Source organism: Pontibacillus sp. ABV4_188 (assembly GCF_056311905.1).
This window is the reverse complement of the sequence record NZ_CM149975.1, coordinates 3650621-3669314: the sequence shown is the minus strand read 5'-3', so window position 1 is coordinate 3669314 and position 18694 is coordinate 3650621. Positions and strand designations below refer to the sequence as shown.

At 38.8% G+C, this 18694-nt stretch carries 20 protein-coding genes and 1 pseudogene; 11 read left to right on the top strand and 10 right to left on the bottom strand.

What is annotated here, in order from left to right:
- Positions 1-9: 9 nt before the first annotated feature.
- Both ACYX4O_RS18490 and ACYX4O_RS18485 read left to right on the top strand, forming a co-directional pair.
- Entirely contained in the window at positions 10-1194 is a 1185-nt protein-coding gene (locus tag ACYX4O_RS18490) for a signal peptidase I (RefSeq protein WP_476353003.1), read from the top strand.
- A 25-nt stretch (positions 1195-1219) separates the two neighbouring features.
- Entirely contained in the window at positions 1220-2296 is a 1077-nt protein-coding gene (locus ACYX4O_RS18485; RefSeq protein WP_476353001.1) for a DUF5305 family protein, read from the top strand.
- A 614-nt stretch (positions 2297-2910) separates the two neighbouring features.
- Here ACYX4O_RS18485 and ACYX4O_RS18480 read toward each other — a convergent pair.
- Together ACYX4O_RS18480 and ACYX4O_RS18475 are read right to left on the bottom strand one after the other, a co-directional pair.
- Positions 2911-3102, bottom strand: a complete 192-nt coding sequence (locus ACYX4O_RS18480; RefSeq protein WP_476353000.1) for a hypothetical protein — start codon at positions 3100-3102, stop codon at positions 2911-2913.
- A 30-nt stretch (positions 3103-3132) separates the two neighbouring features.
- Positions 3133-3726 (bottom strand): hypothetical protein, encoded by a 594-nt coding sequence (locus ACYX4O_RS18475; RefSeq protein WP_476352998.1) that lies wholly within the window; start codon positions 3724-3726, stop codon positions 3133-3135.
- 266 nt (positions 3727-3992) lie between these two features.
- On the opposite strand from ACYX4O_RS18475, the gene ACYX4O_RS18470 reads away from it, so the two are divergent.
- Entirely contained in the window at positions 3993-4109 is a 117-nt protein-coding gene (locus ACYX4O_RS18470; RefSeq protein WP_476352996.1) for a DUF7713 domain-containing protein, read from the top strand.
- 220 nt (positions 4110-4329) lie between these two features.
- Positions 4330-4599, top strand: coding sequence for a terminase gpP N-terminus-related DNA-binding protein (locus tag ACYX4O_RS18465; RefSeq protein WP_476357206.1), 270 nt, complete (start codon positions 4330-4332; stop codon positions 4597-4599).
- 589 nt (positions 4600-5188) lie between these two features.
- On the opposite strand, the gene ACYX4O_RS18460 is transcribed toward ACYX4O_RS18465, so the two are convergent.
- From ACYX4O_RS18460 to ACYX4O_RS18450, 3 genes are all read right to left on the bottom strand, one after another.
- Entirely contained in the window at positions 5189-5464 is a 276-nt protein-coding gene (locus ACYX4O_RS18460; protein WP_476352994.1) for a hypothetical protein, read from the bottom strand.
- A 71-nt stretch (positions 5465-5535) separates the two neighbouring features.
- Positions 5536-5964: a hypothetical protein gene (locus tag ACYX4O_RS18455; protein WP_476352993.1), complete on the bottom strand. Its 429-nt coding sequence runs from the start codon at positions 5962-5964 to the stop codon at positions 5536-5538.
- Between the two features lie 237 nt (positions 5965-6201).
- Positions 6202-6429 (bottom strand): hypothetical protein, encoded by a 228-nt coding sequence (locus ACYX4O_RS18450; protein WP_207528460.1) that lies wholly within the window; start codon positions 6427-6429, stop codon positions 6202-6204.
- Between the two features lie 462 nt (positions 6430-6891).
- Between ACYX4O_RS18450 and ACYX4O_RS18445 the strand changes: the two genes are divergently transcribed.
- The gene (locus ACYX4O_RS18445) at positions 6892-7269 is read left to right on the top strand and encodes a transposase (RefSeq protein WP_476352991.1); all 378 of its coding nucleotides are present in this window, start codon (positions 6892-6894) and stop codon (positions 7267-7269) included.
- 45 nt (positions 7270-7314) lie between these two features.
- A pseudogene (locus ACYX4O_RS18440) lies at positions 7315-7725 on the top strand (sugar phosphate nucleotidyltransferase); the annotation flags it as partial.
- 243 nt (positions 7726-7968) lie between these two features.
- Here the strand turns inward: ACYX4O_RS18440 and ACYX4O_RS18435 are convergent.
- Entirely contained in the window at positions 7969-8697 is a 729-nt protein-coding gene (locus ACYX4O_RS18435; RefSeq protein WP_476352989.1) for a hypothetical protein, read from the bottom strand.
- Between the two features lie 329 nt (positions 8698-9026).
- Here ACYX4O_RS18435 and ACYX4O_RS18430 point away from each other — a divergent pair, with 329 nt between their 5' ends.
- Positions 9027-9533, top strand: a complete 507-nt coding sequence (locus ACYX4O_RS18430) for a hypothetical protein (protein WP_476352987.1) — start codon at positions 9027-9029, stop codon at positions 9531-9533.
- Between the two features lie 973 nt (positions 9534-10506).
- Here the strand turns inward: ACYX4O_RS18430 and ACYX4O_RS18425 are convergent.
- Positions 10507-11070, bottom strand: coding sequence for a hypothetical protein (locus ACYX4O_RS18425; RefSeq protein ID WP_476352985.1), 564 nt, complete (start codon positions 11068-11070; stop codon positions 10507-10509).
- Between the two features lie 641 nt (positions 11071-11711).
- On the opposite strand from ACYX4O_RS18425, the gene ACYX4O_RS18420 reads away from it, so the two are divergent.
- Both ACYX4O_RS18420 and ACYX4O_RS18415 read left to right on the top strand, forming a co-directional pair.
- Positions 11712-12491, top strand: coding sequence for a transposase (locus ACYX4O_RS18420; protein ID WP_476352983.1), 780 nt, complete (start codon positions 11712-11714; stop codon positions 12489-12491).
- A gap of 162 nt (positions 12492-12653) precedes the next feature.
- Positions 12654-14183, top strand: a complete 1530-nt coding sequence (locus tag ACYX4O_RS18415; protein ID WP_476352981.1) for a YifB family Mg chelatase-like AAA ATPase — start codon at positions 12654-12656, stop codon at positions 14181-14183.
- 152 nt (positions 14184-14335) lie between these two features.
- Here the strand turns inward: ACYX4O_RS18415 and ACYX4O_RS18410 are convergent, their stop codons facing one another.
- The 3 genes from ACYX4O_RS18410 to ACYX4O_RS18400 form a co-directional block, all read right to left on the bottom strand.
- On the bottom strand, positions 14336-14749 hold the full coding sequence (locus ACYX4O_RS18410; RefSeq protein WP_476352980.1) for a hypothetical protein: 414 nt from the start codon (positions 14747-14749) through the stop codon (positions 14336-14338).
- 357 nt (positions 14750-15106) lie between these two features.
- Positions 15107-15898, bottom strand: coding sequence for a zinc ribbon domain-containing protein (locus ACYX4O_RS18405; protein ID WP_476352979.1), 792 nt, complete (start codon positions 15896-15898; stop codon positions 15107-15109).
- A 21-nt stretch (positions 15899-15919) separates the two neighbouring features.
- Complete coding sequence (locus tag ACYX4O_RS18400) at positions 15920-17287, bottom strand: TcaA NTF2-like domain-containing protein (RefSeq protein ID WP_476352977.1); 1368 nt, start codon at positions 17285-17287, stop codon at positions 15920-15922.
- A 333-nt stretch (positions 17288-17620) separates the two neighbouring features.
- Here ACYX4O_RS18400 and ACYX4O_RS18395 point away from each other — a divergent pair, with 333 nt between their 5' ends.
- Both ACYX4O_RS18395 and ACYX4O_RS18390 read left to right on the top strand, forming a co-directional pair.
- Complete coding sequence (locus tag ACYX4O_RS18395) at positions 17621-17821, top strand: cold-shock protein (RefSeq protein WP_345242065.1); 201 nt, start codon at positions 17621-17623, stop codon at positions 17819-17821.
- A gap of 442 nt (positions 17822-18263) precedes the next feature.
- On the top strand, positions 18264-18434 hold the full coding sequence (locus ACYX4O_RS18390) for a hypothetical protein (protein ID WP_476352975.1): 171 nt from the start codon (positions 18264-18266) through the stop codon (positions 18432-18434).
- Positions 18435-18694 lie beyond the last annotated feature (260 nt).

The window sequence follows — 18694 nt, the reverse complement described above, 5'->3', positions numbered from 1 at the left end:
AGCAGCTGAGTGAAACCTTATATTTCGAATCAAAGCGTATACATTCGTTGTATATTTCTTCTATTTATTGGAGTTGTTTTATATGGCATAACGAAGACTCCTCTTCTTCCTATTAGTGGTCAAATCATGAACTATGTAATGGAACCTTTATTATGGGTGATGGTCTTATTTCTCATTTGGTCATTCCCTCGCCTCCGCACGGGTGGGAAAAAGAGGTACGGAGGAATGATTAATATATGGGCTTTTAATATTGGCTTAATCGCTGTGGCCGTACTATTTTTTGCGGGTTTAATAGGTGGCTTTGGGAAAAGCCCTTACGATCATTCCTTTTTTGGTCTAGTTGTGAATGGTATATCTTTTATCGCTATCATAGCAGGGCAAGAGCACCTAAGAAGCTTTGTGGTTAATGGTATGAAGAAGAAAACGGGGCATGTCTTCTTAGTGCTTGTCTCACTATATATGACTGCAATCACAATCCCCTACACTCAATATTTAAACAATAAAGGCAGTGAGGAGTGGGTGCAATTCTTAGCCCAGTCTATTGCGCCCGGATTTGCCGAACACCTCTTAGCTACATATCTAGTCTATTTAGGTGGGCCTTTTCCGGCTATAATTTATTTTTTTCTAGTAGAGGGCTTCGAATGGTTCTCTCCCGTGTTACCGGATCTTCAGTGGATCACAAAATCTTTACTAGGGACGTTAACACCTATCTTCTCTTATTTAGTCCTAATGTATTTATATCGGAAAGCATCAAATCAGATTTCGCAGGATCAACAAGAGAATCCATACTCCATAATGGTGTCTGGAGTAATTTCGATTGTGGTGGTATGGTTTTGTGTTGGGGTTTTTCCTATTTTTCCCTCAGCTATTGCTACGGGTAGTATGGAGCCTAAAATTCAACCCGGGGACGTTACGATCGTGAAAGAAATTGATGGACAGAAGGTGGCGGTTGGGGATGTCATCCAATATCAAAGAGATAATATATTTATATCACACAGGGTAATTGAAGTAATCAGGGAAGACAGTACTATACTTTATAAAACGAAAGGTGACAACAATTCGATAGCTGATGCTGAACTTGTTCATCCTTCTCAGATTAAAGGGGAAGTTATTTACGTTGTTCCTAAGATAGGATGGTTGTCTTTAATTGTGCGTAGAACAGATCATGTTCCACGTAATGAAGTAGAATTCTAAATTTATAGAGAAGGTGAGCCTAAATATGCGATACAAATGGAATCCTTTACTACGATATTCATTAATCGGAATTATGGTTATTCTTGTAATAGTGGGAGGGATTAAGTTATACCAACAATTTGCCCATCCTGCCATGGTTGAAAAGGAACAATCAACTTTCAATTATAATCAAAAAGGTGATATTAACTATGAGGTGCTTGTTAAATCCAACCCTTTGTATAGCCATGACCGGTTAGAGGAAGGGAAGTCTTATTTAGTTAATTTTGTTGATCAGCTCCTGACCTCCTATTCTTATGAATTTAGTGCTGGCGAGCCGATAGATCTACAAGGAACATATGAAGTTAAAGCTACTTTAAACGGCTATCTTGGGGAAAGTGAGGAGCGAGAGGCCTTATGGAGTAAGGATTACACCTTTGTTCCCCAAAAGGAATTCAATCAGACTACAGATAATCTACAGCTTAATGATACTTACGACATCAATTTAAAGGATTTCTATGAGTTTGTCGCCAAGGTTAATGAGGCAAGTGAAGTTGGAACTATGAGCGAATTAACAGTTTCATTTCTCGTGAATATCAATGGGGATACTGAGTCAGGCCCAATCCAAGAACAAACAGAAGCTACAATGGTTCTTCCGTTAAACGGTAAGGTCCTAACGGTTGGCGGGCAGTTAACGAATGAAAAGGAAGGGGTTGTGGTAGACACAACTTCAGTGAAAGACCCAAGTACCCAAAAAGCGATATGGGGGTATAGTTTCCTCGTAATAGTAGGGGTGCTGAGTATTATAGGAGTTCTTTACTTTACAAAGCCATTTCGAGAAAAGGATCCTAAAAAACGGGAGATTCATCAAGTTTTTAAAAAGTATGGAACAAGGTTGGTAGCCATTGACGAAGAGATTATCTATGAGAACAACAGGGCCATACCTGTCCGTTCTTTTGAGGATTTGGTACGAATATCAGATGATGTATTGCAACCGATTATGTATTTAGAGGATGAGGGAATGCGGTTTTACGTACTTAATGAAAATAAGGTGTATTACTATGAATTTCAACATGCAGAGAAGCGGCTGTATAGTGAGAGCCAGGTAAAAGATGTCGGGATGTGAAAGCAAAGAAGCGGAAGCAGGGGGACAGTTCCGAAAGCGGAGGGACGGTTCCCCTGCTTTTTTATTAATTGAACTTTTCGGTTTTAATAAAGCACCAGAACAGCCCCCGTGCTTCTCATAAATGATTATTAAGATGAAGTTAAAACATCATCGTCTATATTTTTTAACTTCTTATAACTTGTTCACCATTCCTGAGAGGGATAAGAAATGCTCAGGAGGAAGCACGGGGACGGTTCCTGTGCTTCTTTTTAGAATTATTACTTTCTTTTAGGGAAGCACCAGAATTGGCCCTGCGCTTCCACGGAGAGAGCTTAATGGAAGCGCGGGAGAGGTTTTATATGGAGTGCCGACAAAAGTAACAACGGGACAGGTCCCTTTGCACATGATTCGATGTGCCAATGAACCCGTCCCCGTGGTACTTCCTGTGGTACTTGGAGGACAGTCTTATCAGTATTAAAGAGTTGTAAGGAGAGCGCTTTATGTGAGGTAGCGATGGTATTGGGGGGATTTTGTAAAAAATGAAAAAGGAGTGCGATTTAACCAAATCAGCGCACTCCTTTTAATATAAACATAAACTATTCATAAACCTTAAATAAAATCTTAGGTAGAATCCATCATTTTTGCGTTTTGGTTACTTCTTTTCCCTTAAGCAGAATGGTTAATACTGAGGTTAAATAAAGAATAGCGGCTATAATGCCTACAGAGAAAGAAGAATCTGGATCACTTGAAAATATACTGGCAGTAAAAGTAACTATAATAAATCCCGCAATATACACTAGGATACCTAAGAATATTTTGTTAGCCATGGTATTTAATCACTTCTTTTACAATATTATTTAGTACTCAAAGTAATCATAATCAGGAGAAGCTTGATTTACAGTTGCCGCAAGTCCTACGGTCATGTCTACACCACTTGAAGAAAACCCAACCCTTACATCAGAAGGTCTTACTTGGACATGGCCATACTCCCCTACGACGTTTGCAGTCCCTGAAGAATCAGGTTTTGTAACAATAGCTTCTAAGACTGCACCAGTTTCATCTTGGTTAAGATTTAAATCAAGATCCCACGCTACACCTTTTTCTGGAACAACATCATTTCTCACAGCATCATAATAATCGCGATCACCATCCTCATTTACAATATAACCGAGGTCCTCACCCATTGTGAAGTTATCAGACCATTGAAGGGCAATAGTATCTGTATACTCTTGTAATGGATCGATTAACCAGTCAGCTGTGGTTGTAAGCCTAAAAGTATCCGGATCTTCTGAAATTACGCGTCGAGCTACAGTATCTATCTGTAAGTCGTCTTCCGGAATAGTAAATGTAGTGAATCCACCATTGTTTGGATCTTGGTCTACATTTCTCTTAACACTACTTGCAGTTACTACTTCGCCGCCTTCTTGTTGGTTTAGAACTTGTATAGTCATATCGCTAAGTGAGTTAATTTCACTTTCTTCAACACCTAAGTTGGTTATTTATTCTTACATTTAAAATTTTTAACATGTAATGAAATCATAGCACAAGGGATATGGTACATTTTGATCTGAATTTATCAGTTTAAAATTAACAAATAAGTAAAAATAACCACTTTAATTACTTAAAGTACCACGAGGACGGTTCCCGTGCTTCTTTTTAGAATAATTATTTTCTTTAAAGGAAGCACCGGAACCGTCCCTGCGCTTCCTTTGGACCCATGTTGGTTATAGATGGACGTCCCTATACTTGGGAACAGTTTGGTGAGATGGTAAAGACTTATGAAGGATCTCAATTTGTAATGAAGTTCTTTGATGAGACAGATGATGTGGACTAAGTAAAAAGCGGTTTGGTGCTTTTTTACTGGTCTCCAATCCTCCTCACGCTTCAAGGTTTTTGTCTAATGATAATAGGGGAAATAATAGAAAGGAACCCAGGCTGTCTGTTAGAATGTGGTATTTTTTTCTTGATGTGGTCTATAGAAGAGTGATACTATTCAATATATAAGTCCTAAGTACCACGGGGACGGGTCCCTTGGCACATGATTGGAAGTGCCAATGAACTCGTCCCCATGGTACTTAAAAAGGCAAGGATTTAAAGTGGCAGCTATTGCCCGGAACTGCAACCTATCTAGAACAACAGTCTATGAATACTTAGAAAGAGATTTTGAAGAAGCATTGGAGTGGGTGGGGATTTTGAAAACTAGATCAAGAAAACTAGATCCTTACCAGAAACAAATCCTCTCATGGTTGAAAGAACACCCGGATCTACCAGCTTCCCCATGTTTCTCAATTCGTGAAAATGAGCTTGCCAGATTCTTTAAGTGAAATTTTAAAACAAGCATATGTAGGAAAGACGCTTGAATATACTTCTTTTCCATCTGAAATTAGGAAGCACGGGGACGGTTCCCGTGCTTCTTTTTAGAATTATTATTTTCTTTGAAGGAAGCGCCAGAACCGTCCCCGCGCTTCCCTGGATTGCGTTTGCTAAGCTTTCGGTGGTTTTCATACAGAAGCGATATGTAATGCGTCTCTGTCTGGATGGGAATGAGGACCTTTCTACTAATTGATTTTTATGAAAATTTTGAGAGGATACTAGGATGAGAGAGTTAATCAGTAATTTTTAAAAGTAAGAAGAAGGTGAATAGAGATATATGACGAAAAGAAAAAAGAGTTATATTGAATTAATCATAGTATTAATTATTCTTTCAATTGCTATATATGTATTCGATATACCAAAGGTTCAAGGGTTTACTATTATAGGAGTAGTGAGTGGATTTAACATTTTATTTTTCGAGCTTTTCGTATTTAGTCGAAATAAAAATAAAAATTAATTAATGACTAAAATAATAAGGATATCGTAATTTTACGATATCCTTATTATTTTCTTTTATTATTTTCTTTTATTATTTCCATTTTAATGAGGAATTCCCCAGAATGGAGTAACATCAATATCTTGTGCCTCATACCAATAATCTTGTCCGCGATTTCTCTGTTCATAATCAACCTCGATAATAAACGTACTTGTACTATAAGAAGTTAAAGCATCCTCTATCTCTGTAGAACCAAAATCATTACTAATTATAAGAGAACCGACGGAAGCACGGGGACGGTTCCTGTGCTTCTTTTTAGAATAATTATTTTCTTCGATGAGGTGTTCAGTTGTAACACAGTTCACAGATACTCTATTCATGAATTTTCTCTCTTTTCAGTTTATTTAATTTCTCATTCGGGAAGAACAATTGTTTTTTATGAATTTTATAATTATCCTTTTACTATTCCCGCATTAAATATATAAACTATTACTCCATAGGGTTCACTTTTTTTATTTTTCCACTCTGCATAAATCTTATAGTGAACTGAATCCGCTCCAGCATTTATAACTTCAAATTTATTGTTTTTTAAATAACCCGCCGAAGTGCTTCCGTTTCTTGTAGTAGTCAACCCTTTATTATCTGGATTCATATTTTTAAAATCAACTAATATCTCATCTCCTGTACTAACACCTTTTATTGTTGGGAAGTTTGGTGACTTTCCTTCGTTGGTGTAGGTTTGAGATTTATTACACTCTTCTACATTTGAGCAAACAATAATTGGTTCTAATGTTAACTTTTTCTCTTCATTATTAATAGTCAATGGTTCAATACGGTTCATTTCTAGTTTAGTTTCTAGATTACTATCTGATTGATTCACAAATAACCATATTAAAAACAAAACAATTCCTGAAGAGGAAATTTTTAATATTTTTTCAATATAATCACACTCGCTTCTAGTAATTTTAAACTAAATTTGTATAATTTTAATTATTCTCTTGAGGAAGCACAGGGACGGTTCCCGTGCTTCTTTTTAGAATTATTATTTTCTTTGAAAGAAGCACTAGAACCGTCCCCGCGCTTCGCATTACTTTTTGTTTTTACCTAACTTAAAAACCTAAATTCCGCCAGAACCTCCTCCAAAAGGACCGCCAGCTCTTCCGATACCCTTTTGAGTTTCTGCTTTATTTTCAGCATCTTGCTTTTCGGCTTTCATCTCTCTGTCAGACTTCCCTTCCCACTTTTTCACAGGATTAGCTTTATGTTTTTTATAGTCTCTAAACTTAACAACGCCGATAACTAATACAATTGTAGCAATTGAAATAATAGGTATTATACTTTCCATAATTTACATCCCTCTTTGTTCATCATATCGCTCTTACGTTAAATAAAGTCAATCATTACCCTGAAAATTTAGACAGCCTGATTGTATCATATGTTTCTTTGTTTGGAATTAAATTTCCTTTTTAGGTGAACTAATTGATCCTGAAGAAGCACTAGCACCGTCCCCCTCGCTTCTTGAATCACAAATTTAGCGGAGAAACGGGCGGGATCGTATCAGAGTCAGCGATTAATTGAATTACCATTTTGACTCAATACATATGGTCGATTTTGCTTTTTTGCTTGACAGAACTTCAAAAATATCCTCCTTATTCTAAGCCATGTTTGAAAAATGGACATTCGCGCTTTGCTTGCCAAAAGTATAAACTGGTTTCATTCAATCGAAAAGAAAGAGTTGGTCTGAGAGCTACGAGCAGAAGGGGGAAGGAGTTCTTAATCGAAACGTGCTAATGATCGAGGTGATCAATTGCCACGAAGGAGAAGGAAGAAGAGTCGAAATGGAATCTATCATGTAATCTTACGCGGAGCAAATAAACAAGAAATCTTTCATAGTGATGAAGATCGCCATCGTTTTTTAAACACACTCCTGAAGCACAAGATCCGCACTGACATGAAAGTATATGCCTGGTGCCTGATGGATAATCACCTTCACCTCCTATTGAAAGAAGGAGAGGAAAGCATTTCACTCGTTATGCAGCGGATCGGGATCAGTTATGCGCAGTACTATAACTGGATGTACCGGACGACAGGGCATTTGTTTCAAGATCGGTTCCGCAGTGAGAAGGTGGAGGATCTTCGTTATAAGGAAGCACGGGGACGGTTCCCGTGCTTCTTTTTAGAATAATTATTTATTTTGAAGGAAGCGCCAGAACCGTCCCCGGGCTTCCCTAAAACGGTGCCAGATGAGGAGACCCATCGTTATGATATTATTAACCCCGAGAAACAAGAAGGCCGCCGTTACCAGGTGAGTCACTTTGTAGAAAAGCCGAAGCAAGGTACGGCACCCTCTAATCTAGCGATTATGGGACGTTATATCCTAACTCCAGAGATTATGTCGTTCTTAGATAAGCAAGAAAAAGGCGCTGGTGGAGAAGTGCAGTTAACGGATGCAATTGAGAAGTTAAATGATATTCAGCGTGTATTTGCTTATGACTTTGAAGGAAAGCGTTTTGACGTAGGAGAAAAGAGTGGATTTATTAAAACAACGATTGAAATGGCACTTGAGAATGAGGAATTAAAAGAGGATATGCTTGCTTTCATGGAGGAACTTGTTCAAGAAAATTCGAAGGTAAATGTGTAATAGGTAAAGAAGCGCAGAGGAGGAAGCACAGGGACGGTTCGAGACCAGTGAAAAAGTCATGGAGGAAGCACAGGGACGGTTCCCGTGCTTCTTTTTAGAATGATTATTTTCTTTGAATGAAGCACTAGAACCGTCACCGCGCTTCATGACTTACTCATGATAAATAAAGGCAATGCGTATGCGGGGTATTAGTTTTGTAAGCGAAATTTAGGAGTTGGAAGGTTGTCATGCTTATTATTACATTTAATAAGATCTTCTTTTTAGCTGTTCTATTTTGTTGTGCCATAATTGAGGTAGTAGAGCAGGAGAGGAAATGACGTATTGAATTACTTTAATTTGGTTTGGGTATGAGAGCTTGATGAAATCATTCATTGAATATTTCACCATTTTTTTTATATTTTTAATATGGGTTTGAGTAAGTCGATCATTTAGTGCTTTGTTAATTAAGTAAGTTTTAATTTTTGATGTAAGAGGAGACGGGAGAGTATCAATCATATTAATAGTATGTGGACTAACGGGATTATTGAGGGTGCTGTTTTGTTCTATAATTTCAGTGGGAATAGTTGAACGATAGATATATCTCGAAACATTTAGGTCGGTTTCTTTTATGACATCTCTGCTTGAATATCCTTGTACCATAATTGAATGAATTAACTCTCTTTTTGATTCTGGTTTAGTGTATTGGTTATGAAATCTTCTTCCTATCTTGAGTAATCTTTCTATATGTGTTGTTGTTGGTTCAACAATACATGGAACATCATCATCTTCTTTGTATAAAGACAAAAAAAGAGGGATGGCCCCGACTAGGTGATAGAAATCCTTGTCTTTATCCTTTTCAACTGGGACAACGACGTCATAAATACTGTAGTACGGTTTTAGTTTTTCTATTCTTGTTACTGTAGCAGGAGCAACCTTCTCATTAAAAGGAAGAAAAATTTTTTTGTAAGGGATGGGGACAATTGTTTTATTCATGAAGTTCACCTCATTGAGACTATATGAAAAAAGTAACTTGTCTCATGACATAAACAAAATTACTTAGAAGCACAGGGACGGTTCCCGTGCTTCCTTATGGTTATCTGAGAAGGCTCCAAACCAACGGGAACCAACCGAATACTATGAAACATGTTATTAAATCTGTAAGCTATTAACAAGAGAAACAACTTTTATAGGAAAAGAAGGTTGTATAACCTATATTCCTATCAATATATTTTCTCCTATCTGTTTAACGTTTGTAAAAAATATATGTTAAATTTACCCATAGAATATTTTAGGGGGTTTTTAATATCAAAAAATTTATTATCATGACTATGGTAGCCATAGCATCTGTGTTTTCATTTGGAGGTTTAAATACTGAGGTTTTTGCAGCTGAAGATTCTTCGGTAGCAATTCAAAAGGTAAATGAAAATGTAGCAGAAATAGCCTTGGACGATCAAGTAGAAGCTTCTGTCAATGCGTTAGGGGTAGCTACATTAGAAAATACTAAAACCAATGAAACCGAAGCACTACCTAAAACTGCAACAGATAAAAATGGCCAAAAAGTCAATTTACATTATGAGCTAGATGGAGAAGATCTTTTAGTGTACGCAGAAGAACAAATTTCAGGCCAATTTCAAACCTTTGGTGTAGGTGAATGTGTGACAGGCATTGCAGGAGGTGCAGTAACAGGTGGCACGAGTGGCGGCATTGGCGGTGCAGCCGTAGGTACAGTTACACTCCCTGGTATTGGAACAGTTAGCGCAGGCCTAGTCGGAGCCATTGGCGGTGCTGTTGGTGGTGGACTTACTGGCGGTGCTACTTTCTGCTATTAAGGAGGAGTTACTATTAAAATATACAACCCATTAGTTTTAATACTACTTTTAGCAATAAATATAACATGGTACTATTTCGTATTCACAGAGAGTAGTCTTTCAAATGGAGAAGCTATTTTAGTGAATTTCCCTATTGTATCAGGAACGATAATATATATATTGGTATATTTTAAACGTAAAAGTAATGATTCCAAGTCTTAGAGAGGTTGCAAACAGCAACCTCTCTTTTTTATGGATATATATAGGCTTAATGAAAAAGTGAATAAAAAGATTAATTTATATATTCATAGATTCCTGTCTATTCTTTTAGTAATTAATTATTCTAAGAGGTGATCCATTTACCAAGGGGACGGTTCCCGTGCTTCTTTTTAGAATGATTATTTTCTTTAAATGAAGCACTAGAACCGTCCCCGCGCTTCGCATGGGCATCCCGAGCAGTAGTTTAATTCAGAAATTGAGCAAGGTAGAAAGGGATGAAGTATTGAATAGAATTAAGGAAATAGATGGCGTGTCTATTCGGCAACTATCAAGAATAAAAGGAATCCCTAGACGCGTGATTAACCGTTTATAGAATCCATATTTTATCCACATCTATCTCCAAAATTCCCCCTCATACGTCTTATCCATTTTCTAATCAGTAAGTTTAAAACTGTAGAATAAGGAGATGAAGCGATGGTAAGTGAAGCGCAGGGGCGGTTCCCGTGCTTCTTTTTAGAATTATTATTTTTTAAAGGAAGCACCAGAACTGTCCCGCGCTTCTTCAGAACGAAAAGGAAGCTATGCTCAGAGTAGGGAGGAGCTTGGGTCTGACTTTTGGACAGGGATTCTTTTGGAAAATGAAGAGGTTCAAGCGCAATGTCCGCGCAAATTTCAAGCTACTGAATTTTCTTCTGTTGTGAAGATGCTCTTAAAATGGCTGCGTAGTAAGGAAGCGCCAGAACCGTCCCCGCGCTTCCCTCTCAACTCGATTTCATCACTTACTGTCCAAATAATAGCTTAATAATTCATCTAAAAGTTCTTGGATTCCTTTATAATCCTGTTCAATTTTTTCTAGATTTGATTTAATTTCGTTCCGAGTTTTTGATGTGATATATTCACTTTGGTATAGCTTTTTCTCAAGTTCTCTTAAACTTGTTATGAGTTGGTAGTATAAGTCTTGAACATTTTTATCATAATTACTGAAGTCTTTTTCATTGCTTTTCCATAAACGCAAGCTATCTATCTGATTGCTAACGTTAAAACGATATCTCTCTATGTCCGTATGAGTGACTTTTTTATCTCCCGTTGCCATATAGTAATCAATCGACATCTCGTAGGTATATCTCAACTCGTTTAATTCATTCAAATCTAAGAGGCTTAGTTTATTATTTATTGAGTCTGAAACTTTATTATAAGCCGAGACCTCTTCTTCATTAATGTTCACTTTAACTGATTTACTTAGGCTCAAAAATGTGAAAGGGAAAATCAAATTGATTGTTAGATAAACGGCTAAACATGTTATGAATAGAACGGTAAAAATGATTGATTTTTTCCTCATTTTTCAAATCCTAAAACTCGTAATTCACAGCAGTGTTTTGAAGAACGTCATAACTTGAAGAAGTAGCCCCTGCAATTAAGGTGGAAATTAGAATTTTTTTATTCATCGATATTCTCCTTTGCTGTAAGTATTATAATTACCGTATCATGCTAAACAGACAAAAATATACATTTTTATATAAAAACGCCGCCTTGTGACTATATTTTCTTTGAATATTGAGTAAGACAAACTACATATACAGCTTAGATTGTATAAGACTCACGTGGATGTTTACGGTGTCATTGAAAAGTTAAATAATTTAAATGAAGAAGCAAGGCCTCATGTTGAAGGAGGTAGTAGAAGAAGCACAGGGACGGTTCCCGTGCTTCTTTTTAGAATTATTATTTTCTTTGAATGAAGCACTAGAACCGTCCCCGCGCTTCCCACAAGAGCTATCTATGTGAATTGTTGAGCAAGGGGATCTCGTTAAATTCTTCATTTTTGCTCGTGATACGTGGCTATTTTTGTTTTTTGCTAGGCAGAATTTCAAATTTGTTCTCCTATTACAATCCTAAAATTAAATAGTGTACATTCGCGTTACCAAAGGCAAAGGAGTAAACTTTTATAATACATCAAAGGTTCTCCATATAGAAGGTGATCAATTGCCGCGAAGAAGAAGGAAGAAGAGTCGAAATGGAATCTATCATGTAATCTTGCGCGGAGCAAATAAACAAGAGATCTTCCACTGTGATGAAGATCGCCATCGTTTTTTAAACACACTCCTGAAGTACAAGATCCGCACTGACATGAAAGTATATGCCTGGTGCCTGATGGATAATCACCTTCACCTCCTATTGAAAGAAGGAGAGGAAAGCATTTCACTCGTTATGCAGCGGATCGGGATCAGTTATGCGCAGTACTATAACTGGATGTACCGGACGACAGGGCATTTGTTTCAGGATCGGTTCCGCAGTGAGAAGGTGGAGGATCTTCGTTATGTATTGGCGGTGACCCGGTATATTCATCAAAATCCAGTAAAGGCAGGTATGGTTCAATCTCCTGACGAGTGGGAGTGGAGTAGCTGCCGGGGGTACTACGGGAAAACGGTTTTTCCGTCTGGTCTTTTAAATGAAGGATTTGTACTGAGGATGTTTTCTGAAATCAAGCCATCCCCACGGGCAGCTTTTCGGGAGTTTAACGAGCGAAGCAATGACGACCGGTGTCTCAAGCCCTTTGAGAAAGAGAAGAGGCGGTTATCAGACAAAGAGGCACGGGTAGAAATTCTTCAGATCCTCGGTGCGGTATCCATTCCGCAAGTGAAGAGCTTGCCGCGGGAAGAGAGGAACTATTTGTTGAGGAAAGTTAAAAAGATTGATGGTGTATCACAGCGCCAAGCTGCGAGGATCCTTGGTGTGTCTCCGAATTTGTTATTTAAAGCTTGAATTCCGATATTAATAACATAAAAGATGAAGAGGGATTTTGTATTATAGTCTTGCGTTCTCAAGCTAGATTTTAGCTATTGATCAAACGTTTGATCAATTTGGAAGACCCCCTATTATATAAGGAAGCACGAGAACCGTCCTCGTGCATGAGGAGGTGAAGCGATGGCAGTAGCCATTCAAAGTATCGGCCTAAAAGGAATTGAAGGCTATCCCGTAACCGTAGAAGTCGAGAAACTAGACGGTGTAGAGTCAGTTGTGGTGGTCGGCTTACCCGGTGCTGCAGTAAAGGAGTCCAAGGAGCGTGTGCTAGCGGCTCTGAAAGGGTTTGGTATTAATTTTACCGATCGAAGAGTGATCGTGAACTTGTCACCCGCTGAGGAGAAGAAACACGGTCCGATGTTTGATGTGGCCATGGCGATTGGCATTCTGAAATGTTTCGGGACACTGAAGGGCGTGATTCCAGATGATACAGCGTTTATTGGATCCCTATCATTAACTGGGAAAGTTCAATCGATCCGGGGTATTCTACCTGCCATCATGTCAGTGAAAAAATTAGGGATTAAGCGCCTTTTTGTCCCTTATGATTGCAGTGTGCCACTACAGGAAATTGAGGGGCTTGAGATTATCTATGTAGAATATCTGATGGAACTCGTCGATCATTTATCCGGAGGAGGCGGTTTGTCGCTTGTGCCTCCTAAGACGGAGTTGGCTTTGGACCAAGGTTCTTTTCCTGGAGTTGATTTCAAAGAAGTCATAGGGCAGGTGAAGGCGAAGCGTGCGCTTGAGATTGCTGCTGCAGGGGGGCACAACGTCATGATGATCGGTCCGCCTGGTTGTGGGAAGAGCTTGTTAGCCGAGAGTTTCCCGTCCATTATGCCGAAGTTAGAACTAGAGTCACAGCTTGAGAATGTAAGTTTATATGAACTCGCAAACACCTCATTATCCTCACTAGGAAGGCCACCCTTTCGCTCCCCGCACCATTCCGCATCCGCTGTTTCCATCATTGGAGGCGGCTCAAATCCAACGCCTGGTGAAATTTCCTTAGCCAATCATGGCGTCCTTTTTCTAGATGAATTAGCCGAATTTCCGAAGAAAACGCTCGATATGCTGCGTCAGCCGCTTGAGTCTGGAAGAGTAACCATCAGTCGAGCCCAAGCCACCGTTACGTATCCTGCTAAATTCCTGCTTTTATCCGCCATGAACCCGTGCCCATGCGGCTACCTTGGCGCCACGACTCATTACTGCACCTGCTCCCCAAAACATGTCCAAGCTTACCAGAATAAAGTATCAGGCCCTGTTCAGGATCGGATCGATATCATCCTTCATTTAACCCCGGTGAATCTCCAGCAAGAAAGAAAAGAAGACGCCCCCAGTTCCTCAGATATTCAGAAACGGGTTCAAGTAGCGCGTGATCTTCAGTATAAACGGCACGGGAAAGTGTGCTGTAATGCTGACTTGTCTATAGAAGAAGTACGTACGATGATCCCTTTAACAGAGGAGCAAAAGTCGTTTCTTCAAAACAGAGCGGTGAAAGAGAAGTGGAGTAACCGTGTACAAATGAAGATGCACCGTCTGGCCAGGACCATTTCTGATCTGAGAGGTGAGGAAGCGGTGTCGGATGAGGCGTTGTGGGAGGCGGTTACGATGAGGAGGGGGAATAGTGGATTGGTTAAGAAGAAGGTGGTTAGGTGAGGATGTCTTTGATTAGGAGATAAACACTCTAAGTAAAAATGGGGAGCACAGTGACGGTTCCTGTGCTTCTTTTTAATTAAACTATTCTGTTTTAATGAAGCACTAGAGCCGTCCCTACGCTTCTTTGGAGATGGAGCAATTTAAAAGATGCCTTATCTCTCCTCTGATAATGTAAAATTCACCTCATACTCTTCAACATTATCATCTTCTGCACCTTCGCTAGTACCTGACTGTTGAATTAAGCCGTTAAACTTATATATTCTTTTTGTTACTTTACGACCTTCGCCAGAAGCACCTAAGTTAAAGGAATCGTTTTTTGCATTTAATCCTATATTTCCTTCACCACTAGTATCATAAAACTCTTCTATTTCTACTGATTGTGCATTACTTATTCTCTCAGCAATTGCTAATTCTTGTGCAACTCTAGCTTGTATTTCTTGTTTTTGTGCCTCTACCTTTAACTCCTCTACTGTACCGGTTTCAGAAACTTTTTGCATTGACTTAAATGCAGATTCTACACCTTTGCCTACTAAATATAAAGCGGGATTCATGAATGGATTGACCAATAAAAACACTCTCCTTTGATAGATTTATTATACATTATTAACTATAATTCTTACATATTTTTCATATAATGGTGTTGATTTATTAAGAGGTAGAGCCGATTTATATGTCTAAAAGATATTAAAACTTAAAATAAAAAACAGTGTTCGCCAACTAAATGAAAGGGGGGTCAATTCTTCATTTAAGGGCTAACAATTGGCCGTGGGATATTAGTTCTTCCAGAACAACTTACACATTGCTTGAGGAAGAAATGCTAAAAAGTGGGCTGATCTTTGCAGAAGGTAATCACATTACAAGAACCATTCTCGTCCTTGTTTTCTTCCGAAAAACCCCCCGGCAAAGCCGGGGGAATTCATTATTTACATCATGTTTAACATACGCTCATATTCTTGAACTTTGTCTCTAATAAACATATTAATTTCTATATAAATCAGGAAAACGGTAAACAATGTAGCACCGAGGCTCCAGTAAACGCGCTTTACAGGGGTTGGGCTCTTTAGTGCGTACTCGTAAATAATCAGTGCTGGATAAAGAAGGACCGGGAATAGAAGCGAAATGCTGCCAAGGACTAAGGTGAATTTAATCGATCCCGCTAATCCGGCTAGCATGCCTAGCACGTTTAGGGCCGCAAATGGTACGAGTAGACTTCCGAACTGCGTGATCAGACCTTTTACAGAAAATGAAGCGGAAATGATTTTCGCTACGGCAAGTGTACTGATGACGGCAGCTAGGACAATAAAGGTCGTGTTAAGAAGTAGCGGCCAGGTTATTTTGAAAAACGGAAGGGATTCGGGTGCAAAGCCTTCCATGTAGGAGCCGAAACTACTTTGAGCTTTCTTGAATAAAGAATTGAATAAGAAAAATAGGCTAAGGGAAAATGTCACTAAATAGATGACTAGAGTAGATAATCCTTGAACAAATTGTTGATCACTCTTAGCGAATGCTTCAGATGGTTTCTTTAATAGGTGTAGCGCATAATTTCCGTATTGTTTGGAAGCACCTTTCGCGCGGTTGATTACTTCCGTTTGTTGTGTGGATGGGCCAGCTGCATAGCTAGCCGCGGTTTCCGTAGCGGCTTCTGATAAAGGTGTCCCGCAAGATCCGCAGAACTTACCACTTTGATTCTCTTGGTGACAATTTGGGCATGTCATTATTTTTAAACTTCCTTTCTTTTATAAGCTATCTCGATCAGTGTCGAAGATGTCGATTTCTTCAATGGTATACGTTCCATCTTTGTAGGCGATGGTGTAGGTTTTTGAACGTTCGTAATGGGTTTGATCGCCTTTATGATTTGTGAACACGAATGATTCATTGGAGGTCAGGGAAATGGTTGTGTCATCTACAAAAACAACGTTTGTCACATCATTTTCGTTGAAATCATATGTGTAATTCTCATCTTCTAGGTCTCCGATATAACCTTCTAATTCAAGATCTGCCTTACTGCCTGGTAGGAGGTACGGGGCAACCATGGTGTAATCCCGAGAGTTTAATGCATCTTCATAGGCGATTCGGAAATCTTGATAATGAATCATGGCTCTTTCTTTCATCATGGGATCTTGCTTAACAGGGTGTTGAATGTCAAACTGCATGGTTCCATAAGATGCATTTTGTGGCGTTACTTTTTCAGTCAAGAGTTCTTCCCCGTCTTCTCCCGTCCATCCAGCCTGTAGTTCTATGCCAGAGTCAGTTGGAATCGGACCAATTTCCCCTTCAAATTCTCCGAGTTTCTTCTCCGTGCTCTCTCCATTTATGTAGAGGATCGCATTCTCTTCATTCGTATCTAAACTGTAATATGCGGTAGAAAACTCTGCTTCGAATTCTTGGTAGTGGTCGTCGTTCTGCTCAACAGGGAGTGTGCCCTCTAAGGTAAATTCACCATACGGATTCTTAGCTTTCCCGACTATTGGATACTCACCAGGATACGCTTTCATAGCTGACACATATTCATATGGGGTTTTCGTTTCCACTGTTTGGTCTTCTCCGATAGTGAGAGTGGAGTTCTCCACATTTGAAAGGATGGAAACCTCTGTTGGGATGGCGACGAATTCGTATGTATCATACATCCCAAGAACGGCTTCCTTCTTTACTTTAAATAACTCGCCTCCATAACGTCCATATATGGGTTGATCGAAAGATTCCTTGTTATGGATGCTTTCAACAAACTGATCGCGGATGTCTGACCATCCTTCCCCTTGGATGTAATCTAAGTACGTATCCTGATTAATCAGCGCATCTTCATCTAGTGAAACTTCTTCGAAAAATGCTTCTGCCTGATCGTCTGAGATCGCCCGGTCCATGGCCTGTACAGATTTCATTGGGTCGAATAACGATGAGAGTATCAAATGAGTGCTAATAAGGGCTACGGTTAGGACGGCTCCTACTGTCCACATTACTTTTTTCTTCTTCGACATGGGGGCTTTTGGTTGCATTGGGGGAGCAGTAGTAGCGGATTGGTCATTCGCATTGAATGGTGTCCCACATTCTGTACAGAACGATTGTCCGTCTTGGGGCTTATGCCCACATTGTGTACAAAACTTCATCTTTTCCTCTCCTTTCTTTTGTCATAGTCATTTAGAATCACTAATTTACACAATTAGACATTATATCACTTAAATTCCATTAGTGGTATAGGTATCTTTAAAAAGGTGGAAGAAAGCATGGGGAGCATATGGGAGAAGCACGGGGACGGTTCCTGTGCTCCCTAGTAATATAAATCTAAGCATGATGATTCATATCGTTTATTCCAAAGCTATGATATAGTCGTAATTAACTAATTGTTGTTCGGATCATAAACATAAGAATGTGAATCATCTTAAGAAATTGTTAGAGCAAGAATGGTAATATTCGTGCAAAATGCACGTGGAGGAATTTAAATGAATAACGGTACAGTAAAATGGTTTAACGCAGACAAAGGTTTCGGGTTTATTGAAGTAGAAGGTGGCGACGATGTATTCGTTCACTTCTCTGCAATCAATGAGGAAGGCTTCAAAACGCTAGAAGAAGGTCAAGCCGTTTCTTTCGATACAGAAGAAGGAAACCGTGGACCACAAGCAGCTAACGTTGTGAAAAAATAAATCATATTAAAAGCTCTTTCCTATAGTAGGGAAGAGCTTTTTTTGGTTCTAGGAAACGAGGGGGCTTGTTTTTCAACTTTTTTGAAGCACGAGGACGGTTCCCGTGCTTCTTTTTAAAATTATTATTTTCTTTATGGAAGCACTAGAAGCGTCCCCGCGCTTCGCCACCCCGTCCCTGTGGTACTTTCAGTCGGTTTGTTAATGATACATACAGGAGCAGATATAGCTGACTAATATTATAAGAAGATACATAGTTAAGATATTTTGTTTGATATAGTATAGTAATACTCAATAAAATTAGGTTTGAATATTTTTCCTCGGAGGATTTATGATACCACTAATTTATGTAGGATTTATACTAATTTCTTTGCTCTTATCATTATTTACATCAATTACAACCTATAAGAAGATAAACAACTTCAAAGCTGCTTTTACTATTGGTGTGGGGCAAACTCTTACAATGTTTGCAGTCGCGTTTATTTGGTGGACAAATATAGAAGATTCATTCATTTCTCAACAAAATGGATCAATTTACTATCTTGTTTCAATTGTCATTACTGTCGGTTTAAATTATTTTGTAATTAAATACTTAAATCAAAAAGAGCAGACATAAAAGAGGTACAGAAAAACCACTAAAATATTTTTTAGTGTTTTTTCTGTTGGGGGAAAGCTTGGGAGGGTATGGGACTGATGATATGTACTTAATTTGTTAAAGCTCCGCACACTGTCATCAAAATATAGATATAAAAAAACAAACCACCTATATATGAGTAAAGTGTATCCTATAGAGTAGACACTTAAAAAAGTCTCTCTATAGGGGAAGTACCACAGGGACGGGTCCCTTGGCACATGATTGGGAGTGCCAATGAACCC